The following is a 21,042-nucleotide window of genomic DNA, read 5'->3' on the forward strand; positions in this document are numbered from 1 at the left end:
CGGCGCGCAGCACCACAGAATCTGACCTGAAGCCATGAAAGTCACCATTATCGGCAGCGGCTACGTCGGCCTCGTCACCGGCGCTTGCCTGGCGGAGCTGGGCAACGATGTGTTCTGCCTCGACCTGGACGAAAAGAAGATCGCGCTGCTCAATGCGGGCGGCGTGCCGATCTACGAGCCGGGCCTGCAGGAGCTGATCCAGCGCAACCGCGCCGCCGGCCGCCTGGTTTTTTCCACCGACGTCGCCGCCAGCGTCGAGCATGCCGACGTGCAGTTCATCGCCGTCGGCACGCCGCCGGACGAAGACGGCTCGGCGGACCTGAAGTACGTGCTGGCCGCGGCGCACAATATCGGCCGGCACATGACCGGCTTCAAGGTCGTGGTCGACAAATCCACCGTGCCGGTGGGCACGGGCGACCGCGTCACGGCCGCGATCCGCGAGGAACTGGCCGCGCGCGGGCTGGAAGACCTGCAGTTCTCGGTGGTGTCGAACCCCGAGTTCCTGAAGGAGGGCGCCGCCGTCGAGGACTTCATGCGCCCCGACCGCATCGTGCTGGGCTGTAACCCGGACGCCGCCGGCCGCCATGCGCAGGCCACCATGCGCACGCTGTACGCGCCGTTCAACCGGCACCATGAGCGCACGTTCTACATGGATGTGCGTTCCGCCGAGTTCACCAAGTACGCCGCCAATTCGATGCTGGCCACGCGGATCTCGTTCATGAACGAACTGGCGAACCTGGCCGACGAGGTCGGCGCCGATATCGAACTTGTGCGCATGGGTATCGGCTCGGATCCCCGCATCGGCTACAGTTTCCTGTATGCCGGCGCGGGCTACGGCGGTTCGTGCTTTCCCAAGGACGTGCAGGCGCTGATGCGCACCGCGGCCGACCATGGCAAGTCCATGCGCGTGCTCGAGGCGGTGGAAGCGGTCAACGGTGCGCAGAAGCGCGTGCTGGGCGAGAAGATCGTGCGCCGCTTCGGCGACGACCTTGCCGGCCGCACCTTTGCCATGTGGGGGCTGGCCTTCAAGCCCAATACCGACGATATGCGTGAGGCGCCGTCGCGGGTCCTGGCGCGGGAGCTGGTGTCGCGCGGCGCTGCGCTGCGCGTGCACGACCCGGTGTCGATGGTTGAAGCACGCCGCGCACTGGAGTCCGACCTGTCCGACCTGCCGGACGCGATGGCGCGCGTCAGCTTCCACGACAACCAGATGGATGCGCTGGACGGTGCCGACGCGCTGGCCATCGTGACCGAATGGAAGGTATTCCGCAGCCCGGATTTCGGCCAGATCAAGCGGCGGCTGAAGACGCCGGTGATCTTCGACGGGCGCAACCTGTACGAGCCCCAGGCGATGGCCGAGAGCGGCGTCGAGTACCACGCCATCGGCCGCGCGGCCCGGCCCGGACAACAGGCGGCGCACGATTCCGCGAACAAATAGAGCGTGCACGGGTCAACGACTGATCAACGACATGCTGACGAGGCGGCGCTGGCTGCCTCGCAATCGCCAAGGATCTTCATGAACAAGACCATCCCGCAGGAACAGATCCGGCAGTCCCATATCCTGGTGGTCGGCGACATGATGCTGGACCGCTACTGGTTCGGCGACGTCGAACGCATCTCGCCGGAAGCCCCGGTGCCGGTGGTGCAGGTCAAGCGCAGCGACGAGCGCCTGGGCGGCGCCGCCAACGTGGCGCGCAACGCCGCTGCGCTGGGCGCGCGCGTGGGCATGCTGGGCGTCGTCGGCGACGACGAGCCGGCGCGCACGCTCGAGGCGCTGCTCGCCGAGAGCCACGTCGAGCCCTACCTGCACCGCGACTCCAAGCTAAATACCACTATCAAGCTGCGCGTAGTCGCCCACCAGCAGCAACTGCTGCGCGTGGACTTCGAAAACGCCCCGGCGCACGAAGTGCTGGCCGCGGTACAGGACCGGTTCCAGGGCCTGATCAACGACTACCAGGTGCTGGTGCTGTCCGACTACGGCAAGGGCGGCCTGACGCACGTTTCCCGCATGATCGACGCCGGCCGCGCAGCCGGCCGCAAGGTGCTGATCGACCCCAAGGGCGACGACTACTCGCGCTACCGCGGCGCCACGCTGATCACCCCCAATCGCTCCGAGATGCGTGCCGTGGTCGGCGCCTGGAAGACCGAGGCCGACCTCACCATCCGCGCGCAGAACCTGCGCCGCGAACTGCAACTGGAGGCGCTGCTGCTGACGCGCTCGGAGGAGGGCATGACGCTCTACACGGAAGCCGAAGTGCTGCACGTCTCGGCCCAGGCGCGCGAGGTCTATGATGTATCGGGTGCCGGCGATACCGTGATCGCCACGCTGGCGACCATGCTGGGCGCGGGCGTGACGCTCAAGGAAGCCGTGCAGCATGCCAACCGCGCCGGCGGCATCGTGGTCGGCAAGCTCGGCACCGCCGTCGTTACCTACCCTGAATTGTTCGGCACCGCCCCGTGACGCGCGGCGCCCATTACTGAAGCAACCATGACCATCATCGTGACCGGCGCCGCCGGCTTTATCGGCAGCAACCTCGTCAAGGGCCTGAACGAACGGGGCGAGACCAATGTCATCGCCGTCGACAACCTGACCCGCGCCGACAAGTTCCACAACCTCGTCGACTGCGAGATCTCCGACTACCTGGACAAGGAGGACTTCCTCGAGCGCTTTGCAAAGGGACAGTTCGGCAAGGTCCGCGCGGTGTTCCACGAAGGCGCCTGCTCCGACACCATGGAGAGCGACGGGCGCTACATGATGGAGAACAACTACCGCTACACGCTGTCGCTGATGGAGAGTTGCCTGGAGCAGGGCGCGCAGTTCCTCTATGCTTCGTCGGCCGCGACCTACGGCGCCTCGCAGGTGTTCCGCGAGGACCGCGAGTTCGAGCGTCCGCTGAACGTGTACGGCTACTCCAAGTTCCTGTTCGACCAGATTGTGCGGCGCAGGCTGCCGTCTGCACTGTCGCAGATCGTCGGCTTCCGCTATTTCAACGTGTATGGCCCGCGCGAGAACCACAAGGGCCGCATGGCGTCGGTGGCTTTCCACAATTTCAACCAGTTCCGCGCCGACGGTACCGTGAAGCTGTTCGGCGACTACGGCGGGTATGGTCCCGGCATGCAGAGCCGCGACTTCATCTCGGTCGAGGACGTGGTCAAGGTCAACCTGTACTTCCTTGACCATCCCGAGAAGTCCGGCATCTTCAACCTGGGCACCGGCCGGGCGCAGCCGTTCAACGACATCGCCGTCACCGTGGTCAATACGCTGCGCGAGGCGGAAGGCAAGCCGAGCCTGTCGCTGGAAGAGCTGGTACAGGAAGGCCTGGTCGAGTACGTCAAGTTCCCCGACGCGCTGCGCGGCAAGTACCAGTGCTTTACGCAGTCCGATGTGTCGAAGCTGCGCGGCGCCGGCTACGGTGAGGCCTTTCTGACGGTCGAGGAAGGCGTGGCGCGCTACTGCCGCTGGCTGATCGGGCGCAACGGCTGACGACCGCATCCAGCATTTCCTCGATCCCGATGACCGGCCGACACGTTTTCGTGCGGCCGGTGTCAACTTGTGTTGCCGTATGCGCCGTCGTGGCGCGCTGAACCTATCCTGAGCTGGCCTCGCCGCGATGGCGGGGTGGTACTTCACACCATCCACAGCAAAGGAGCTTTCATGTTCAAGCATTGGGTCTGGCAACTCGTCCGTCGTTTTTCCCTGCTGGCTGCGATGTGCCTGTGCGCGGGCGGCGCGGCGCATGCCGCCATCGACGTCAATACGGCCGACGAGGCCGCGCTGACGTCGGTCAAGGGCGTCGGCCCCGCCACCGCACGCAATATCGTCAACGAGCGCAACAAGCGCGGTCCGTACAAGGATGCCGCCGATCTTGCCGAGCGTGTCAGCGGCGTAGGGCCGAAGTCCGTGGCCAGGTTGCAGGAAGGGGGGCTGGTATTCGGCGCCGCCGCCGCTGCTGCACCGGCTCCCTCGGCTCCCGCTGCCAAGCCCGCCAAGGCGGCTGCCGCGCCGCCAGCCGGTGCCGCCAAGGCAGCGCGCTGAAGCTTCAACCGGAGCCTGTCTCCCTGTGCCGGCTCCGGATGCGTCCGGGCTCGTCGTTGCTGGTACGTCTCGTGCTACACCTGTGCGGCTTCGCAGCCATCCGGCTGCGGAGTATCATGCGGACGCCGCGCCGGCAGGATCTGCCGCGCGCGCGCGCCGGCCGGCAATATGCAGCCGGTTGGCGGCGATCACCAACCACAATCGCGGCGGCCGCTGACGCAGCGGCCCGCCCGGACACAGGGAGCACAACATATGGCGAATGGCGAGGACGCGGGTTTCCTGCCGAAATGGCGGCTCAAGACCGAAGGGGTAATCGGGCCCGACGAACGGCTGCCGGCCGGCCAGACGCTGCTGGCCGGCATCCAGCACGTGGTGGCGATGTTCGGCTCGACCGCCATCGCGCCGATCCTGATGGGCTTCAATCCCAATATCGCCATCCTGTTTTCCGGTATCGGCACGCTGATCTTTTTCCTGTGCGTGCGTGGCCGGGTGCCCAGCTATCTCGGCTCCAGCTTTGCCTTTATCGCCGTGGTGATCGCCGCCACCGGCTATGCCGGCAGCGGCCCCAACCCCAATATCCCGGTGGCACTGGGCGGCATCATTGCAGCGGGCGCGCTCTACACAGTGATCGGCCTGGTGGTGCAGGCAGTGGGCTACGCCTGGGTGGAAAAGCTGATGCCGCCGGTGGTCACCGGCGCGATCGTCGCGGCCATCGGGCTGAACCTGGCCCCGGTTGCGGTCAAGGCGGTCAGCGGCTCGTCGCTCGATACCTGGGTGGGCCTGCTGACGGTGCTTGCCGTGGGCCTGGTTGCGGTGCGCGCGCCGGGCATGCTTGGCCGCCTGCCGGTACTGATCGGCGGACTGGCGGGGTACCTTGCCTACTACGTGGGCACCAGCGTGATGGGCCTCGGCAAGCCGATCGACTTCTCCGGCGTTGCCGCGGCGAGCTGGTTCGGCCTGCCTGCGTTCAGCGCGCCGGTGTTCGAGGTCAGCGCCATGCTGCTGATCGCGCCGGTGGCGATCGTGCTGGTGGCTGAGAACCTTGGCCACATCAAGGCGATTGGCGTGATGACGGGCCGCAACCTCGATCCGTATATCGGCCGCGCGTTTATCGGCGACGGCATCGCGACCATGCTGTCGGCCAGCGGCGGCGGCACTGGCGTGACCACCTATGCCGAGAACATGGGCGTGATGGCGGTCACCAAGATCTACTCCACGCTGATCTTCGTGGTGGCGGCGGCGGTGGCCATCCTGCTGGGCTTTTCGCCCAAGTTCGGTGCGCTGATCCTGACCATCCCGGGGCCGGTGATCGGCGGGCTGACCATCGTGGTGTTCGGCCTGATCGCCGCGACCGCGGGCCGGATCTGGGTGCAGAACAGGGTGGACTTCTCCAGCTCGCGCAACCTGATCACGGTCGGCGCCACCTTGACGGTGGCCGCCGGCGACCTGACGCTGAAGCTGGGCGGCATGACGCTGGGTGGCATCGGTACCGCAACCTTTGGCTGCATTCTGCTGTACCACCTGCTGGGCGAAGGCAACCACGAGGCCGACTGAGTAGCGCAGGGAAGGGGAGCGAGGCGGGGCGCGTTTGCGCAAATCCCGCCTGTCGGCGAGGGAAAGGTGACTGGATTACAATGGCCGGCGAACCTGACCTACCATCGCCCACCCCCTCCCCCATGGCTTACAAGACAATTGAAGACACCATCGGCAATACGCCGCTGGTCAGACTGCAGCGCATTCCCGGTGCCGCCAACGACGCGCGCGGCAATGTGATTCTCGGCAAGCTGGAAGGCAACAACCCCGCCGGGTCGGTCAAGGACCGCCCGGCGGTATCGATGATTGCCCGCGCCGAGGCGCGGGGCCGCATCAAGCCGGGCGATACGCTGATCGAGGCCACTTCGGGCAATACCGGCATTGCGCTGGCCATGGCGGCCGCCATCCGCGGCTACAAGATGGTGCTGATCATGCCCGAGGACCTGAGCCTGGAGCGGCGGCAGAGCATGGCGGCCTACGGTGCGGAGATTGTCCTGACGCCGGTGAAGGGCGGCATGGAATACGCCCGCGACCTGGCGGACGCGATGGAGCGCGAAGGCAAGGGCGTGATCCTCGACCAGTTCGCCAACCCCGACAACCCGCAAGCCCACTACGAAGGCACCGGCCCCGAGATCTGGCGCGATACCGACGGGCGTGTCACCCATTTTGTTTCGGCGATGGGCACGACCGGCACCATCACCGGCGTGTCGCGCTATTTGAAGGAGCAGAACCCGGCGATCCAGGTCATTGGCGCCCAGCCGGCCGAAGGCTCGCGCATCCCGGGCATCCGCAAGTGGCCGGAAGCCTACCTGCCCAAGATCTATGATCCCGCGCATATCGACCGCACCGAGCCGGTGAGCCAGGCCGATGCCGAGCACATGGCACGCCGCATGGCGGCTGAGGAGGGTATCTTCTGCGGCATCTCGGCGGCCGGCGCATTGTGCGTGGCGTTGCGGATCGCCGAGGAAGTGGAGAACGCCACCATCGTCTTCGTGGTGTGCGATCGCGGCGACCGCTACCTGTCGACCGGCGTGTTTCCGGCCTGATGTTCCCGCCTGCTCCCGGCCTGATCCGGGCCTGATCCGGGCCTGATCCGGGCGGCGGCCGCAGACAAGAAAGCCTCGCGCAAGCGAGGTTTTTTTGCGTCTGGGTGTCAGGCGTGGCTCAGCCCATTGCCGCCTTGACCGCTTCGCCCAGCTGGTACACCGCCAGTGCGTAGAAGAAGCTGCGGTTGTAGCGCGTCAGCACATAGAAGTTGCGCAGGCCCAGCAGGTACTCGGTCGGCTGGTCCGGCGTGGGCAGGTCCACCACCAGCACGCCGGTCTCGCCTTCGCGCGCCGTGTCGATGGGCTCGTCCACGCGCAGGCCGGCGCGGGTCAGCTGGTTGAGCGTGCGCGTCGGCCACGGTTCGCCATCCGCGGCCGCGGTGGCGACGCCAAGGCTACCGCTGTCGCCGGCAATGCGCCATACCACCGGCCGGCCCGGTTCCCAGCCATGCAGCTGCAGGAAACGCGCCACGCTGCCGATCGCATCGGTCGGGCTGTTGCGCAGGTCGATGCGGCCATTGTTGTCGTAGTCGACGGCGTATTCGCGCAGGCTGGTCGGCATGAACTGCGGGATGCCGATCGCGCCGGCGTATGAGCCCAGCACCGAGTACACATCGGTGCGCGTATCGCGGCACCACAGCAGGTAGTCGGCCAGCTGGTTGCGGAACAGCGTGGAGCGCGCGGCGCGGTTCGGCGTGTCGGGATAGTCGAAGGCCAGCGTCGACAGCGAATCGAGCACGCGGAACGTGCCCATGTCGCGCCCATAAATGGTCTCCACGCCGATGATGCCGACGATCACCGATGCCGGCACGCCGAATTCGGCCTCGGCGCGGCGCAGCGTGTCGCGGTTGTCCTGCCAGAAACGCACGCCGGCATTGATGCGGATCGGCTCGATAAAGCGCGAGCGGTACGCGCGCCAGCTTTTGCGCCCGGTGGTGGCGGGCGGCATGATCAGCCGCACCACGGTCGAGGAATAGACCGCCTGGCCGAACCAGTCCTGCAGCGCGCCGCGGTCGAAGCTGTGGCGCGCCACCATTTCATCGATAAAGGCGCGGGTTTGCGGGTTGTCGCGGTAGCGGCCGGGTTCGATTTCTTCTTCACGCACGCTGACGCGGCGCTTGCCGGCGGCGAGAAGGCTGGGGGAGAGGCCGCAGAGTCCGAGTGCGGCAGCGGAAAGCGCGGCGCCCAGCAGGGGGCGTCGCAGTGAGCGCTGGGGGTCGGTCATGGTGTCCTTTGCAAGTCGCACCGAGTATAGCGGATGCCACTGCAGCAACCCGGCGCCAGCTTGCGCGACCCGGCGCGCGAACCGGCTAACCCGGGCTCGCCAGCGAGGACGCGCATTGGGTGGCAAGGCCCGCCCTGTGCTAACGTAGCGAATGGAGACAACCGAGCGACGATAAGAGATGCCGACAGGCTATTACACGCACCCCGAGTTCCAGCGGCACGAGATGGGTCATTTTCATCCCGAGTGTCCGGAACGCCTGCAGGCGATCGAGGATCACCTGATTTCGCACGGCCTGGACGGGCTGCTGGAGCGCCGCGAGCCCACGCCGGCCACGCGCGAGCAGATCGAGCGCGTGCACCGGCCCGACTATGTCGATTCGCTGGAAAGCACCAGCCCGGCCAGCGGCTACTACCCGATCGACCCGGATACATCGATGAACGCCCACACCCTGAGCGCGGCCAAGCTGGCCGCCGGCGCCGCGGTGGCAGCGACCGATGCGGTGATCTCGGGCGAGTTCGAGAACGCTTTCTGCTGCGTGCGCCCGCCTGGCCACCATGCCGAGCCGGACCGCGCCATGGGCTTTTGCTTCTTCAACAACGTGGCCATTGCCGCACGCCACGCGCTGCAGGCGCATGGGCTGGAGCGCGTCGCCATCATCGATTTCGATGTCCACCACGGCAACGGCACCGAGGCGGCTTTCCGCGGCGACGAGCATGTGCTCATGTGCAGTTTCTTCCAGCACCCGTTCTACCCGTACAGCGGCACCGAGCACCTGGAGGCTAATATGGCAAACATCCCGCTGCCGGCCTACACCAACGGCATGGCCGTGCGCGAGGTGGTCGAGACCATCTGGCTGCCGCGCCTGCACGAGTTCCGCCCGCAGATGCTGTTTATCTCGGCCGGCTTCGACGCGCACCGCGAGGATGACCTCGGGCAGATGGGCCTGGTGGAGCAGGACTATGCGTGGATCACCGGCCAGCTTGTCGACGTGGCGCGCACGCACGCGCAGGGGCGTATCGTCAGCTGCCTGGAAGGCGGCTATAACCTGAGCGCGCTCGGCCGCAGCGTGCTGGCCCACCTGAAAGTCCTGCTGGAACGATAGGAGGCATCCGCCATGGCCGAGAACGATGCGCGCGTGGACGCGCCGCTGCTGACCGAAACGCGCGATGCCGCCGGCGTGGTGCGGGTGACCATGAACCGGCCCCAGGCCTTCAACGCCTTGTCCGAAGGCCTGCTGGACGCGCTGGCCGAGACCTTCCGCCGGCTAGCCGCCGACGACGCCGTGCGCGTGGTGGTGCTGGCCGGTGCGGGCAAGGCCTTCTGCGCCGGCCATGACCTGCGCGAGATGCGCGCGACGCCGTCGCACGACTACTACCGGCGCCTGTTCGACCGCTGCACGCGCGTGATGATGGCGATCCAGAAGATGCCGCAGCCAGTGATTGCGCGGGTACAAGGTATCGCCACCGCGGCCGGCTGCCAGCTGGTGGCGATGTGCGACCTCGCGGTCGCCGCCGACGACGCGCGTTTTGCGGTGTCCGGCGTCAACCTCGGCCTGTTCTGCTCGACGCCGGGCGTGGCGCTGTCTCGCAACCTGCACCGCAAGCAGGCCATGGAAATGCTGCTGACCGGCGATATGATCGATGCCGCCACCGCGCGCGAGCGCGGGCTGGTCAACCGCGTGGTGCCGGCCGCCGCACTGGACGACGAGGTGGCGCGGCTGGCCGCCAGTATCTGCGCCAAGCCGGCAGCGGCCGTCGCCGCCGGCAAGGGGCTGTTCTACCGCCAGCTTGAAATGGGTATCGAGGCCGCCTACCAGCTCGCCGGCCAGACCATGGCCTGCAACATGATGGATGACTCGGCGCTGGAAGGCGTGCAGGCCTTTCTCGACAAGCGCACGCCGTCGTGGCGTGGCGAATAGTCGACTTATTGTGGTTCTTTATGCTGGGTGTGCATAAAGACATCGATAAAAATTCGTTTATGGTATGAAGCGAATCGCATAAAATACCGGCTTCACAAAAATAAGTGCGGCAACAGCGCTCGAGACAAACTCGCCTGTTGCCGTTTTCTTTTGGTCACCTTTACATGATCGAACTGCAAGGACTGTCGCAGCGCTTCCCGGGCGCGTCTGGCGACGTGCATGCATTGCGGGACGTCAGCCTGTCGATTGCAGCGGGCGAAGTCTTCGGCATCATCGGCCGCAGCGGCGCCGGCAAGAGCACGCTGGTTCGCGCCATCAACCTGCTGAACCGGCCCAGCAGCGGCCGCGTCGTCGTCGACGGCCAGGACCTGACCGCGCTGGACAACGGCGCGCTGCGCCTGGCCCGGCGCGAGATCGGCATGATCTTCCAGCATTTCAACCTGCTGTCGTCGCGCACCGTCTATGACAATGTGGCGCTGCCGCTGGAACTGGCGGGCAAGCCCAAGGCGGAAATCGCCGCAACCGTGCTGCCGCTGCTGGAGCTGGTCGGCCTGTCGGCGCTGAAGGACCGCCACCCGGCGCAGATCAGCGGCGGGCAGAAGCAGCGCGTGGGTATCGCGCGCGCGCTGGCGAGCAAGCCCAAGGTGCTGCTGTCGGACGAAGCCACTTCGGCGCTGGATCCGGAAACCACGCGTTCCATCCTGGAACTGCTCAGGCAGATCAATCGCGAACTGGGCCTGACCATCGTGATGATCACGCACCAGATGGAGGTCATCAAGCAGGTGTGCGACCGCGTCGCCGTGCTCGAGGCCGGCCAGGTGGTCGAGCAGGGCCGCGTGATCGACGTGTTCCTGCGTCCGCAGCACGACGTCACGCGCGCCATGATCGGCGATGTCATTTCGCAGGAGCTGCCGGCGAGCGTGCTCAAGCGCGTCGAAAGCCGGCTCGGCAATGGCCGCGACCACGTCTACCGCCTCGCCTTCACCGGCGAGGGCGTCGACCAGCCGGTACTGGCGCAGGCGATCCGCCGCTACGGGCTGGATTTCAACATCCTGCACGGCCACATCGACGAGATCCAGGGCCAGGCCTTCGGCTCGCTGGCGATCATGGCCACTGGCGAGCTGGCCGACGTGAAGGCAGCAATGGAATACCTGCAGGCGCAAGGCGTCGTGGTGGAGGAGTTCGAGCATGTGGTCTGAAATGTTTGACCTGTTCCTGACCTCGTTCAACGAGACCCTGCTGATGGTGGCGATCTCCGGCGTGGTCGGCTCGCTGCTGGGCGTGCCGCTGGGCGTGCTGCTGCACCTGACCAATCGCGGTGGCGTGCTGTCGCACCCGCTGTTCAACCGCACCATCGGCGTGGTGGTCAACGCGGTGCGTTCGATCCCGTTCATCATCCTGCTGGTGGTGGTGATCCCGTTCACGCGCTTTATCGTGGGTTCGTCGATCGGTACCACTGCAGCGATCGTCCCGCTGACCATCGCGGCGATTCCCTTTATTGCCCGCCTGGTCGAAAGCGCGCTGCGCGAGGTCGACAAGGGCCTGGTCGAGGCCGCCCAGTCGATGGGTGCGACGACCGGCCAGATCGTGTGGAAGGTGCTGCTGCCGGAGGCCATGCCTGGCATCGTCGCCGGCCTGACCATCACCTTCGTCAGCCTGGTCGGCTACTCGGCCATGGCCGGTGCGATCGGCGGCGGCGGCCTGGGCGACCTGGGCATCCGCTATGGCTACCAGCGCTACATCACCGAGGTGATGGTGGCGGTGGTGGTGATCCTGATCATCTTCGTGCAGGCCGTGCAGAGCTTCGGCGACTGGCTGGTCCGGCGCATCAGCCACCGCTGAACCAAACTACTTCTAGAAATAGGAACGTACATCATGCAACGTCGCAACCTGCTGCAATGGATTCTCGGCGCCGCGCTCGGCGCCTCGCTGGCCACCGGCGCGATCGCCCAGGAGAAACCGATCAAGATCGGCGTCACCGGCGGCCCGCACGCGCAGATCATGGAACAGGTGAAGAAGGTCGCCGCCAAGGACGGCCTGAACATCCAGGTAGTCGAGTTCAGCGACTACATCCAGCCCAACGCCGCGCTGGCCGCCGGCGACCTGGATGCCAACAGCTACCAGCACCTGCCTTACCTGGAAGCCCAGATCAAGGACCGCGGCTACAAGTTCACGCACATCGCCTACACCGTGACCTTCCCGATGGGCGTGTACTCCAAGAAGATCAAGTCGCTCGACCAGCTCAAGCAGGGCGCGCGCGTGGGCGTGCCCAATGATCCGACCAACGGCGGCCGCGGCCTGCTGCTGCTGCAGAGCAAGGGCGTAATCAAGCTCAAGCCTAACGCCGGCCTGAAGGCGACCCCGTTGGACATCGCCGAGAACCCGAAGAAGATCCGCATCGTCGAGCTGGACGCCGCGCAGCTGCCGCGCTCGCTGGATGACCTGGATGCCGCCGCGATCAACGGCAACTACGCGGAATCGGCCGGCCTGTCGCCGACCAAGGATGCGATCGCCATGGAAGGCCCGAAGGGTCCGTACGCCAACCTGATCGCGATCCGCGAGGCCGACAAGGGCAAGCCCTGGGTGGCCAAGCTGGTGAAGGCGTACCACTCGCCTGAAATCAAGCAATACGTGAATTCGACCTTCAAGGAATCCGTGATCACCGCCTGGTAATCCTTGGCAATCGCGGTTATGTACCGGTCACTTTGAGGCTTCCGTCCAATCAGACGATGCGTGTAAGCCTCAGTTTCCGGCACAATCTCCTGACGGCTGGTGGATGCCGGGCTATGCCCGGCATCATTTTGCCGATAAAATAGTACGATCGTTCGAAAAACAGGAGAGCCGCCAACCCGGTGGTTATAATGACGAGCGAACAAAATTTCTGACTATCAGCTATCAGTGGAGTGAGCGCATGAAAGTACTCGTCGCAGTCAAGCGGGTGGTGGATTACAACGTCAAGGTCCGCGTCAAGGCGGACGGCACGGGCGTCGATCTGGCCAACGTCAAGATGAGCATGAACCCGTTCGACGAAATCGCCGTGGAAGAGGCCGTGCGCCTGAAGGAAGCCGGCGTCGTCACCGAAGTCGTCGCCGTGTCGTGCGGTGTCACGCAGTGCCAGGAAACCCTGCGCACCGCGATGGCCATCGGTGCCGACCGCGGCATCCTGGTGGAGTCGAACGAAGACCTGCAACCGCTGGCCGTGGCCAAGCTGCTGAAGGCGCTGATCGACAAGGAACAGCCGCAGCTGGTGATCCTGGGCAAGCAGGCGATCGACGATGACTCCAACCAGACCGGCCAGATGGTGGCCGCGCTGGCCGGCCTGCCGCAAGCCACGTTCGCCTCGAAGGTGGTGGTTGCCGACGGCAAGGCGTCGGTGACCCGTGAAGTCGACGGCGGCCTGGAAACGCTATCGCTGAAGCTGCCGGCCGTGGTGACGACCGACCTGCGCCTGAACGAGCCGCGCTACGTCACGCTGCCGAACATCATGAAGGCGAAGAAGAAGCCGCTGGATACCGTCAAGCCGGAAGACCTCGGCGTCGACGTGAAGCCGCGCCTGTCGACCCTGAAGGTGGTCGAGCCTGCCAAGCGCAGCGCTGGTGTGATGGTGCCGGACGTCGCGACGCTGGTGCAGAAGCTGAAGAACGAAGCCAAGGTTATCTGATCGCCGGGGAGATAGAACATGACTGCACTCGTCATTGCTGAACACGACAATCAATCGATCAAGGGCGCCACGCTGAACACCGTGACCGCCGCAGCCCAATGCGGCGGCGACGTGCACGTGCTGGTGGCCGGTTCCAACGCCAAGGCCGCGGCCGACGCCGCCGCCAAGATCGCCGGCGTGACCAAGGTCCTGCTGGCCGACGCCGCCTACTTCGGCGACGGCCTGGCCGAAAACGTGGCCGAGCAGGCGCTGGCCATCGCCAACGACTACTCGCACATCCTGGCTCCGGCCACCCCGTACGGCAAGAACATCCTGCCGCGCGTGGCCGCCAAGCTGGACGTGGCCCAGATCTCGGAAATCTCCAAGGTCGACGCCCCGGACACCTTCGAGCGTCCGATCTACGCCGGCAACGCCATCGCCACGGTCAAGTCGGAAGACAAGATCAAGGTGATCACCGTGCGCGGCACCGCGTTTGACGCCGCCGCTGCCGAAGGTGGCTCGGCCGCCGTCGAGACCCTGCCGGCTGTGGCCGACGCGGGCGTTTCGCAGTTCGTTTCGCGCGAAGTGGCCAAGAGCGACCGTCCGGAACTGACCGCCGCCAAGATCATCGTCTCGGGTGGCCGTGGCGTGGGTTCGGGCGAGAACTACACCAAGGTGCTGACGCCGCTGGCCGACAAGCTGGGCGCCGCGCTGGGTGCCTCGCGCGCCGCCGTTGACGCCGGCTTCGTGCCGAACGACTACCAGGTCGGCCAGACCGGCAAGATCGTCGCGCCGCAGCTGTACATCGCCGTCGGTATCTCCGGCGCGATCCAGCACCTGGCCGGCATGAAGGACTCCAAGGTGATCGTCGCGATCAACAAGGATGCCGAGGCCCCGATCTTCTCCGTGGCCGACTACGGCTTGGTGGGCGATCTGAATACCGTGGTGCCGGAACTGGTGGCCGCGCTGGGCTGATGCCGTCAGCTTGCCGGCCGTGAGGTGGATGATACGGCCGGCCATGTTCGCAAAAGGAGCCGTTCCCGGGATCTCCCGCGAACGGCTTTTTTGCGTCTATTGATAGCTACGGGGGTAGGCGATATCAGCAAACAAAAAGGGCGGCCTGTAGGGCCGCCCTTGTATTGCCTGTGTGTCGCCGTTGTCAGGCATGCGCCGGCCGCGGTGCCAGGTGATGGCGCGTGGGCTTGAGATAGCGTCCCACCGACAGGTCATCGGCACGGATCGCCGGCGAAGTCCCGGAGACCAGGTCCGACAGCAGCTTGCCGGAGCCGCAGGCCATGGTCCAGCCGAGCGTGCCGTGTCCGGTGTTCAGCCACAGGCCGCGTACCTGCGTCGGGCCGACGATCGGCGTGCCGTCCGGCGTCATCGGGCGCAGGCCGGTCCAGAAGGTGGCCTGGCTGACATCGCCGGCACCGGGGAACAGGTCGGTGACCACGTGTTCGAGCGTGCGGCGCTTGGCCGGGTCGAGGCTGCGGTCATAGCCGACGATCTGCGCCATGCCGCCGACGCGGATGCGGTCGTCGAAGCGGGTGATGGCGACCTTGTAGGTTTCATCCAGCACCGTCGACACCGGGCTGCGCGAGGCGTCGCTGAGCGGCACCGTGATCGAGAAGCCCTTGAGCGGGTACACCGGCAGGTTGGACATGCCCGACAGGAACGGCTTCACCAGCTGCGTCGACCAGCTGCCCAGCGCCACGACCACCAGGTCGGCGGAGATCGGCTCGCCGTTGACGATGGCGCCGGTGACGGCATCGCCCCGCGTCAGCAGGCTGTCGATCGAACGGTTGTACAGGAACCTGACGCCCAGCAGCTCGGCCATCTGCGAAAGCCGCGTCGTGAACAACTGGCAGTCGCCGGTTTCATCGTTGGGAAGGCGCAGGCCGCCGCTCAGCTTGTGGCTGACAGCGGCCAGCGCCGGTTCGCTCGCGGCGAGTTCTTCGCGCGAAAGCAACTGGTAGGGCACGCCGGCTTCTTCCAGCACGGCGATGTCCTTGGCCGCGCCTTGCAGCTGCTCGTCGGTGCGGAACACCTGCAGCGTGCCTTGCTGGCGGCCTTCATAAGCGATGCCGGTTTCCGCGCGCAATGCGCGGATGCAGTCGCGGCTGTATTCGGCCAGCCGCACCATGCGCTCCTTGTTCACGGCATAGCGCTCGGCACTGCAGTTCAGCAGCATCTGCCACATCCATTGCAGCTGGAACAGCGTGCCGTCCGGACGGATGGACAGCGGAGCGTGGTCCTGGAACATCCACTTGATCGCCTTCAGCGGCACGCCGGGCGCCGCCCACGGCGACGCGTAGCCCGGGGAGATCTGCCCCGCGTTGGCAAAGCTTGTGCCCAGCGCGGGTCCGGCTTCGCGATCGACGACGGTCACTTCATGACCGGCCTTGGCCAGATACCACGCACTGGTGACGCCGATGACGCCACTGCCAAGTACGAGAACACGCATTTCGGGGGCTCCCAACTACGATCTCAGGTTGAAGAAGGATTTGTCTCTATACTATTGAATACAATCCAGTCATAGTTACCGAATTTCTCAGTAAAACAGGAAAAACTAATGAGAACCAGCCGCCAGCCCGTACGCACGCTCGACCGGCTCGACCGCAGGATCCTGACGCTGCTGCAGGCAGACGGCAGGATCTCGATGAAAGACCTGGCGGAGGCGGTCGGCCTGACCATCACGCCGTGCATCGAGCGGGTCAAGCGCCTGGAGCGCGATGGTGTCATCATGGGCTACTACGCGCGGCTGAATCCGACCCTGCTGGGCAGTGCACTGCTAGTGTTCGTGGAGATCTCGCTCGGCAACAAATCGGGCAATATGTTCGAGCAGTTCCGGCGCGAGGTGCTGCGCATCCCGGAAGTGCTGGAGTGTCACCTCGTGTCGGGCGATTTCGACTACCTGATCAAAGCGCGCATCCGCGAGATCGGCGAATACCGGCGGCTGCTGGGCGACATCCTGTTGCAACTGCCCGGTGCCGCGCAGTCGAAAAGCTATGTCGTCATGGAAGAAATCAAGGAAACGCTTGCAATCTCGGTCGAGGACAAGAGCCAGCCGACCTGACCACCCACGCCAGGCCAACGAAGCCGGGCAATCATGAAGCGCCCCACCAATCCCTTCAAAGACACGTCCACCGCCGCCGCCGATACGCAGGCGGGCCCGCGGGCGCCCGTCGCGCGCAAGGGACGCGGCGCGGTCAGCAACCTGCAGGGACGTTTCGAGCGAGACCAGCGCGAGACCTTCGACGACGGCTGGGGTAGTCCGGCAATGGAAGAGCCGGCGACTGCCGTCGGGCAGGCGCATCCGGAGGCTGCCTCCAACACCACTCCGTCACCGCAAGCGCCATTGCCGCCGCTGCGTACGCAGGTACGCATCGAACGCGCGCGCACGATCCTGACCCGCAACGCGTCGCCGGATATCCCGTTCGACGTGTCGCTGAACCCGTACCGCGGCTGCGAGCACGGCTGCATCTACTGCTTTGCGCGGCCCACGCACGCCTACCTTGAGCTGTCGCCGGGGCTCGACTTCGAGACCCGGCTGTTCGCCAAGTCCAACGCTGCCGAGAAGCTGCGCGAGGCGCTGGCGCGGCCCTCGTACCGCTGCGAGACCATCGCGCTGGGCGTCAACACCGACGCTTACCAGCCGATCGAGCGCGAGCAGCGCATTACCCGCGGCATCCTCGAGGTGCTGAGCGAACACGACCATCCGGTCGCACTGATCACCAAGTCTTCACTGATCGAGCGTGATATCGACCTGCTGGCGCCGATGGCCGCCAAGCGGCTCGCGGTGGCGGCGGTCACCATCACCACGCTGGATGCGGACATCGCGCGCACGCTCGAGCCACGCGCGGCGACGCCGTCACGCCGACTGCGTACCATCCGCACGCTGACCGACGCCGGCATTCCGGTAGGCGTAAGCATTGCCCCGGTGATCCCGTTCATCACCGAGCCTGACCTTGAGCGTGTGCTGGAAGCGGCGCGAGAGGCGGGCGCCGTCTATGCGAACTACATCGTGCTGCGGCTGCCCTGGGAGGTGCGGCCGCTGTTCGAGGAATGGCTGCTGGCGCATTTCCCCGATCGCGCCGAGCGGGTCATGAACCGCGTTCGCGACATGCGCGAAGGCAAAGCCTACGATGCCAGCTTTGCCACGCGCATGCGGGGCACGGGCGTGTGGGCGGACTTGCTACGTCAGCGCTTCTACAAGGCCGCCGACCGGCTCGGCTTCCGCTATAACCGGTTCGAACTGGATACTTCGCGATTCCGGCCGCCCGCGGGACCACGCGGCAAGGACGATCCGCAAGGCTCCTTGTTCTGAGCTGCTTCAGTGGCCTGCTGGTCGCCGATCATGCGGCTGGCCAGGTCCAGCGCGGCCTTCGCGCTCGATGGCGGCAGTCCGGAGGACAGCGCCAGCCTGACGGCGATGGCTGCCAGGCGTCCTTCGTCATACGTTGGCATGTCGATTGGTGCTCCTTTGCGCCGCCAGAGCCACGCTCTGCCGCGCATGTCGCCGCCAGGATCGGACGGTCTTTCCAGTATGGGCGATTTGCGCGAAAGGGGAATTGCCGATTGCGGCCGCATTGACCACGCGCAAATGCAGGCAGCTTTTGGCGCCCGCCGCGGTGCTCAAGCGAATGCCGGCAGGGTGGGCATCGCGGATCACCTGCCATCATCCGCCCGCAGGTTGCCGCGTACGTGGTCGATCAGGTCGCAGTGAATGCCGCCGGCGCGGCTATTGCGACAGCTCGCGCGCCGCCTCGACCTGCGATTCGAAGAAGGTCTGGAAGCTGATGGCCAGCCCCGCCATCAGCAGGCCGGTGCCGATCAGCAGCGACAGGATCACCAGGATCACGACCGGCCACCCGGAGCGCGTGGGCTTGCCATGGGGATTGAAGCGCGCGTCCCACTTGTCGTCCGGGCGCAGGCCATAGACGATGGCGCCAAGGAAGGCGCTGATGACCGAGACTCCGCCGGCAACGGCGAACGTCCAGTTGAGCGCGGGCGTCCCGGCATCGGTCGCCATCGAGGCAATGCCGACGACGCCGGCCAGCAGCCCCAGCAGGTGAACCCAGCCGTACACGTCGCGCAGCCCGCCCAGGTAGAAGCGGTGCGCCCCGAGGCTGCCGAACAGGAACGCCAGCGCGACCGTCAGCAGCTTGGACTTGCCGCGTGCCGGGGTGGTGGCGCGAGTGGTTGCGGGACTGGCTGGCGTGGCGGCAGGCATGGCGTAGGGGCGTGCGTGGCGGTTCGGGAAAAACGGCGGCACACGCGTGCCAGCCGGCAGTCATTGTACGCCGGCGGTTACGGCCAGGGAGTGGAAGTGCATCAGCAGACGCGCAGGGCGACGCTAATGCCAGCCGCCCGTAAGCAGGCTCTTGATAAAGGTGGCGGCGTGTTCGCTGATATGCGTTTCGCCGTAAAGGACCAGGGTAAGGATACCCATGAACAGGACGGACAGCGATAACTGGCCGGCGTGTTCGACCAGGTCGCTTAGAAGGGGTGACATGACAAACCTCACGGAATTATTGTCATTCTGGAGGCTGCGCCCGAGCTGTCGTGATCGGGTCCGACAGGAGGTGTCGGGCAGAGGCAGGTCAGTTCGATTGCCGTCTGCACTGGACGGCACGCTGTGAGCCCCGGGCAGCGCCGGGCGGCAGCCTGTGTGTGGCACCCGGAAAGTGGGGCACACACTCAGATAAAGACAATGGGGGCGCGGGGCGAGTTCCGCAGCGAGTTCCTCGGCGCGCTTCCCAGGGCGCCGGCGCCACGCGAGCGCCAGCCGCATGGGGATTCAGCGTCCGCCGTTGTCGCGGCCGTGTGCCTGCCAGCCGGGACCGACGCTGGTGGGGCGCGAGTCGTTGCGGGCGTCGGAAGGGTTGCTGCGCTGATCCTGGGCGCGCACACGGTTGTCGTCGCGAGCGCCCTGCATGGCGGCGGCGCGGCGGCCACTCAGGCGGTCGTCTGCGCGGGCGCGAGCTTCCATGCGGTCGATCTGCGCCTGTACGTGGTCGCGGCTTTCGGCGCGCACGCTGGCGACCTGCCAGCCATCGCCAGCCTGCAGCCGCACCGGCCGGGCATCAGCACGGCTTTGTTGCCAGAACGCGACCTGGGCATGACTGGCGGCTACCGCGCCGACCAGGCCCGAGGCCACCAGGATGCCAGCCACCAGGTCGCGCAGGAGAGAGCGGGTGATCATGCGGATTCCCAGGTTCCTGTCGCGCTAAGTTGCTGTTGGAAGATGGGTTCATGGTACGCATCGGCCATCAGGTCGCGCTATGCCAAGCGAGTTACCGGTGTAACGGATTGTTTCGGACACATGGCCTTGCCATTCCTGGTGTTTTGGCGGCTCTTTGCGGGCTGCGCTTGTGCCGTCTCCAGCTACGGTGCGTAGCGGATCCGGTAGATCGCGCCAGCCAGGTCGTCGCTGACCAGCAGCGAGCCGTCAGGGGCGACGAGCACGTCGACCGGGCGGCCCCACGGCCTGCCGCGCAGCCAGCCCTGGGCAAACACCTCCTGCCGGACGGCCTTGCCGGACTCGTCCAGCACCACGCGCACCACGCGGTAGCCGGATGGCTGGCTACGGTCCCAGCTGCCATGCTCGGCAATGAAGACATTGTTACGGTATGCCGCCGGAAACTGGCTGCCGGTATAGAAGCGCATGCCGAGCGCGGCCACGTGCGCGCCCAGCCGCGCCACCGGCGGGACAAATTCCGAGCAGGGGCGCTTGCTGCCGTATTCCGGGTCGGCGACGTTGCCGGCGTGGCAATACGGATAGCCGAAATGCTGGTTGTTCGCCGTCGCGCGGTTCAGCTCGTCGTCGGGAACATCGTCGCCCATGCGGTCGCGGCCGTTGTCGGTGAACCACAGCTCGCGCGTGGCCGGGTGCCAGTCGAAGCCGACGGTATTGCGCACCCCGCGGGCCGCCACCTGCAGGTCGCTACCATCGGGCTTCATCTTCATGATGTTGGCGTAGCGGTTCTCGTCGGGCGCGCAGATATTGCAGGGCGCGCCGACCGGGACGTACAGGTAGCCGTCCGGCCCGAAGGCGATGAATTTCCAGCCGTGGTGATCGTCTGACGGAAAGCGGTCGCTTACCACCACCGGTGCCGGCGGGTTGTCCAGCCGCGCTTCGATATTGTCGACGCGCACGATCCTGGACACCGACGAGGCGTACAGGCTGCCATCGCGCAGCGCCACCCCGGCCGGCATGCGCAGCCCGCTGGCAACAGTGCGCACGCGCGGTCGGCCGCCGAGCGCGTCGGTGACCGCGTAGACCTTGCCCTCGCGCAACGAACCCACGAAGAGCGTGCCCGACGGCGACAGCGCCATGGCGCGCGCGCCCGGCACCTCCTGCGTTAACACGTCGATGCGGAAGCCGGCCGGCAGCTTGATCTGCTCGAGCGGCAGCGCCGCCGCCGCGCTGCCTGCCAGCAGAACCACGGCGAGCAGGGCGGACCGCCTTGCAGTACGAAGCAAGAAGTGCAGATGCGGACGCATGGCAGGCCTCCCGTCGCGGTTTTTGCCACGATGCCTGCACGGCACCGGCACGTCAATCACCTAAGTGTTTGTTTGGCCTCGGAAACTGGGCTATACTCTTGCGTTTCGTGTTCGTTTGAACACCCGGACACCCGTTTT

The 21,042-nt window shown here is 66.1% G+C and carries 21 protein-coding genes; 15 read left to right on the plus strand and 6 right to left on the minus strand.

Translation table 11 applies throughout. From position 1 onward, the window contains the following. The first annotated feature begins 34 nt into the window (after positions 1 to 34). The 6 genes from AC5WJ1_RS03770 (at position 35) to cysM (ending at position 6,615) form a co-directional block, all read left to right on the plus strand. Positions 35 to 1,438 carry a UDP-glucose dehydrogenase family protein gene (locus tag AC5WJ1_RS03770; RefSeq protein WP_133094014.1) on the plus strand — a complete coding sequence of 468 codons (1,404 nt, stop codon included), beginning with the start codon at positions 35 to 37 and terminating at the stop codon, positions 1,436 to 1,438. 78 nt (positions 1,439 to 1,516) lie between these two features. Then, positions 1,517 to 2,461, plus strand: coding sequence for a D-glycero-beta-D-manno-heptose-7-phosphate kinase (gene rfaE1, locus AC5WJ1_RS03775; RefSeq protein ID WP_133094015.1), 945 nt, complete (start codon positions 1,517 to 1,519; stop codon positions 2,459 to 2,461). Positions 2,462 to 2,488: 27 nt separating this feature from the next. Continuing rightward, positions 2,489 to 3,484, plus strand: coding sequence for an ADP-glyceromanno-heptose 6-epimerase (rfaD, locus tag AC5WJ1_RS03780; RefSeq protein ID WP_195428279.1), 996 nt, complete (start codon positions 2,489 to 2,491; stop codon positions 3,482 to 3,484). A 171-nt stretch (positions 3,485 to 3,655) separates the two neighbouring features. After that, entirely contained in the window at positions 3,656 to 4,036 is a 381-nt protein-coding gene (locus tag AC5WJ1_RS03785) for a ComEA family DNA-binding protein (protein WP_135704788.1), read from the plus strand. Positions 4,037 to 4,288: 252 nt separating this feature from the next. Continuing rightward, positions 4,289 to 5,590 (plus strand): solute carrier family 23 protein, encoded by a 1,302-nt coding sequence (locus AC5WJ1_RS03790; RefSeq protein ID WP_195428278.1) that lies wholly within the window; start codon positions 4,289 to 4,291, stop codon positions 5,588 to 5,590. 122 nt (positions 5,591 to 5,712) lie between these two features. Beyond that, complete coding sequence (cysM, locus tag AC5WJ1_RS03795; protein ID WP_133094019.1) at positions 5,713 to 6,615, plus strand: cysteine synthase CysM; 903 nt, start codon at positions 5,713 to 5,715, stop codon at positions 6,613 to 6,615. A gap of 118 nt (positions 6,616 to 6,733) precedes the next feature. Here cysM and mltB read toward each other — a convergent pair whose 3' ends face one another. Continuing rightward, complete coding sequence (gene mltB / locus AC5WJ1_RS03800; protein ID WP_195428276.1) at positions 6,734 to 7,840, minus strand: lytic murein transglycosylase B; 1,107 nt, start codon at positions 7,838 to 7,840, stop codon at positions 6,734 to 6,736. Positions 7,841 to 8,018: 178 nt separating this feature from the next. On the opposite strand from mltB, the gene AC5WJ1_RS03805 reads away from it, so the two are divergent. The 7 genes from AC5WJ1_RS03805 to AC5WJ1_RS03835 all read left to right on the plus strand — a co-directional run bounded on the left by AC5WJ1_RS03805 (position 8,019) and on the right by AC5WJ1_RS03835 (position 14,373). Next, complete coding sequence (locus AC5WJ1_RS03805; RefSeq protein ID WP_195428274.1) at positions 8,019 to 8,942, plus strand: histone deacetylase family protein; 924 nt, start codon at positions 8,019 to 8,021, stop codon at positions 8,940 to 8,942. Between the two features lie 12 nt (positions 8,943 to 8,954). Continuing rightward, positions 8,955 to 9,758 (plus strand): enoyl-CoA hydratase, encoded by an 804-nt coding sequence (locus AC5WJ1_RS03810; RefSeq protein WP_195428272.1) that lies wholly within the window; start codon positions 8,955 to 8,957, stop codon positions 9,756 to 9,758. A gap of 164 nt (positions 9,759 to 9,922) precedes the next feature. Further along, positions 9,923 to 10,957, plus strand: coding sequence for a methionine ABC transporter ATP-binding protein (locus AC5WJ1_RS03815; RefSeq protein ID WP_133094023.1), 1,035 nt, complete (start codon positions 9,923 to 9,925; stop codon positions 10,955 to 10,957). After that, positions 10,947 to 11,600 carry a methionine ABC transporter permease gene (locus AC5WJ1_RS03820; protein ID WP_116317402.1) on the plus strand — a complete coding sequence of 218 codons (654 nt, stop codon included), beginning with the start codon at positions 10,947 to 10,949 and terminating at the stop codon, positions 11,598 to 11,600. Before AC5WJ1_RS03815 ends, AC5WJ1_RS03820 begins: the two co-directional genes overlap by 11 nt. 33 nt (positions 11,601 to 11,633) lie before the next feature. Then, positions 11,634 to 12,431, plus strand: a complete 798-nt coding sequence (locus AC5WJ1_RS03825) for a MetQ/NlpA family ABC transporter substrate-binding protein (protein WP_135704794.1) — start codon at positions 11,634 to 11,636, stop codon at positions 12,429 to 12,431. 238 nt (positions 12,432 to 12,669) lie between these two features. Continuing rightward, a complete protein-coding gene (locus tag AC5WJ1_RS03830) occupies positions 12,670 to 13,419 on the plus strand; it encodes an electron transfer flavoprotein subunit beta/FixA family protein (protein WP_029045694.1) in 750 nt (249 codons plus the stop codon). Positions 13,420 to 13,437: 18 nt separating this feature from the next. Beyond that, entirely contained in the window at positions 13,438 to 14,373 is a 936-nt protein-coding gene (locus AC5WJ1_RS03835) for an electron transfer flavoprotein subunit alpha/FixB family protein (protein ID WP_029045693.1), read from the plus strand. Positions 14,374 to 14,557: 184 nt separating this feature from the next. On the opposite strand, the gene AC5WJ1_RS03840 is transcribed toward AC5WJ1_RS03835, so the two are convergent. Further along, positions 14,558 to 15,862, minus strand: coding sequence for a D-amino acid dehydrogenase (locus AC5WJ1_RS03840; RefSeq protein WP_133094027.1), 1,305 nt, complete (start codon positions 15,860 to 15,862; stop codon positions 14,558 to 14,560). 108 nt (positions 15,863 to 15,970) lie between these two features. Between AC5WJ1_RS03840 and AC5WJ1_RS03845 the strand changes: the two genes are divergently transcribed. Both AC5WJ1_RS03845 and AC5WJ1_RS03850 read left to right on the plus strand, forming a co-directional pair. Then, entirely contained in the window at positions 15,971 to 16,474 is a 504-nt protein-coding gene (locus tag AC5WJ1_RS03845; RefSeq protein WP_133094028.1) for an Lrp/AsnC ligand binding domain-containing protein, read from the plus strand. A 33-nt stretch (positions 16,475 to 16,507) separates the two neighbouring features. Beyond that, a complete protein-coding gene (locus AC5WJ1_RS03850) occupies positions 16,508 to 17,725 on the plus strand; it encodes a PA0069 family radical SAM protein (RefSeq protein WP_255519761.1) in 1,218 nt (405 codons plus the stop codon). Positions 17,726 to 18,139: 414 nt separating this feature from the next. Here AC5WJ1_RS03850 and AC5WJ1_RS03855 read toward each other — a convergent pair whose 3' ends face one another. From AC5WJ1_RS03855 to AC5WJ1_RS03870, 4 genes are all read right to left on the minus strand, one after another. Continuing rightward, a complete protein-coding gene (locus tag AC5WJ1_RS03855; protein WP_195428355.1) occupies positions 18,140 to 18,631 on the minus strand; it encodes an NINE protein in 492 nt (163 codons plus the stop codon). A gap of 123 nt (positions 18,632 to 18,754) precedes the next feature. Continuing rightward, positions 18,755 to 18,913, minus strand: coding sequence for a hypothetical protein (locus AC5WJ1_RS03860; RefSeq protein ID WP_165971452.1), 159 nt, complete (start codon positions 18,911 to 18,913; stop codon positions 18,755 to 18,757). A gap of 285 nt (positions 18,914 to 19,198) precedes the next feature. After that, on the minus strand, positions 19,199 to 19,603 hold the full coding sequence (locus AC5WJ1_RS03865; protein ID WP_135704797.1) for a hypothetical protein: 405 nt from the start codon (positions 19,601 to 19,603) through the stop codon (positions 19,199 to 19,201). Between the two features lie 182 nt (positions 19,604 to 19,785). Beyond that, positions 19,786 to 20,904: a PQQ-dependent sugar dehydrogenase gene (locus AC5WJ1_RS03870; protein WP_195428270.1), complete on the minus strand. Its 1,119-nt coding sequence runs from the start codon at positions 20,902 to 20,904 to the stop codon at positions 19,786 to 19,788. Positions 20,905 to 21,042: the final 138 nt, after the last annotated feature.

The organism is Cupriavidus sp. MEYA8, assembly GCF_059278825.1.

Excerpts from the sequence above, each read along its gene's own strand:
- AC5WJ1_RS03860 (WP_165971452.1), bottom strand. The coding sequence starts at position 18,913 with ATGTCACCCCTTCTAAGCGACCTGGTCGAACACGCCGGCCAGTTATCG.
- AC5WJ1_RS03865 (WP_135704797.1), bottom strand. The coding sequence starts at position 19,603 with ATGATCACCCGCTCTCTCCTGCGCGACCTGGTGGCTGGCATCCTGGTG.
- cysM (WP_133094019.1), top strand. The coding sequence starts at position 5,713 with ATGGCTTACAAGACAATTGAAGACACCATCGGCAATACGCCGCTGGTC.
- AC5WJ1_RS03835 (WP_029045693.1), top strand. The coding sequence starts at position 13,438 with ATGACTGCACTCGTCATTGCTGAACACGACAATCAATCGATCAAGGGC.
- AC5WJ1_RS03825 (WP_135704794.1), top strand. The coding sequence starts at position 11,634 with ATGCAACGTCGCAACCTGCTGCAATGGATTCTCGGCGCCGCGCTCGGC.
- AC5WJ1_RS03840 (WP_133094027.1), bottom strand. The coding sequence starts at position 15,862 with ATGCGTGTTCTCGTACTTGGCAGTGGCGTCATCGGCGTCACCAGTGCG.
- rfaE1 (WP_133094015.1), top strand. The coding sequence starts at position 1,517 with ATGAACAAGACCATCCCGCAGGAACAGATCCGGCAGTCCCATATCCTG.
- AC5WJ1_RS03845 (WP_133094028.1), top strand. The coding sequence starts at position 15,971 with ATGAGAACCAGCCGCCAGCCCGTACGCACGCTCGACCGGCTCGACCGC.
- AC5WJ1_RS03850 (WP_255519761.1), top strand. The coding sequence starts at position 16,508 with ATGAAGCGCCCCACCAATCCCTTCAAAGACACGTCCACCGCCGCCGCC.
- AC5WJ1_RS03855 (WP_195428355.1), bottom strand. The coding sequence starts at position 18,631 with ATGCCTGCCGCCACGCCAGCCAGTCCCGCAACCACTCGCGCCACCACC.
- mltB (WP_195428276.1), bottom strand. The coding sequence starts at position 7,840 with ATGACCGACCCCCAGCGCTCACTGCGACGCCCCCTGCTGGGCGCCGCG.
- rfaD (WP_195428279.1), top strand. The coding sequence starts at position 2,489 with ATGACCATCATCGTGACCGGCGCCGCCGGCTTTATCGGCAGCAACCTC.
- AC5WJ1_RS03810 (WP_195428272.1), top strand. The coding sequence starts at position 8,955 with ATGGCCGAGAACGATGCGCGCGTGGACGCGCCGCTGCTGACCGAAACG.
- AC5WJ1_RS03820 (WP_116317402.1), top strand. The coding sequence starts at position 10,947 with ATGTGGTCTGAAATGTTTGACCTGTTCCTGACCTCGTTCAACGAGACC.
- AC5WJ1_RS03870 (WP_195428270.1), bottom strand. The coding sequence starts at position 20,904 with ATGCGTCCGCATCTGCACTTCTTGCTTCGTACTGCAAGGCGGTCCGCC.
- AC5WJ1_RS03785 (WP_135704788.1), top strand. The coding sequence starts at position 3,656 with ATGTTCAAGCATTGGGTCTGGCAACTCGTCCGTCGTTTTTCCCTGCTG.
- AC5WJ1_RS03830 (WP_029045694.1), top strand. The coding sequence starts at position 12,670 with ATGAAAGTACTCGTCGCAGTCAAGCGGGTGGTGGATTACAACGTCAAG.
- AC5WJ1_RS03805 (WP_195428274.1), top strand. The coding sequence starts at position 8,019 with ATGCCGACAGGCTATTACACGCACCCCGAGTTCCAGCGGCACGAGATG.
- AC5WJ1_RS03770 (WP_133094014.1), top strand. The coding sequence starts at position 35 with ATGAAAGTCACCATTATCGGCAGCGGCTACGTCGGCCTCGTCACCGGC.
- AC5WJ1_RS03790 (WP_195428278.1), top strand. The coding sequence starts at position 4,289 with ATGGCGAATGGCGAGGACGCGGGTTTCCTGCCGAAATGGCGGCTCAAG.
- AC5WJ1_RS03815 (WP_133094023.1), top strand. The coding sequence starts at position 9,923 with ATGATCGAACTGCAAGGACTGTCGCAGCGCTTCCCGGGCGCGTCTGGC.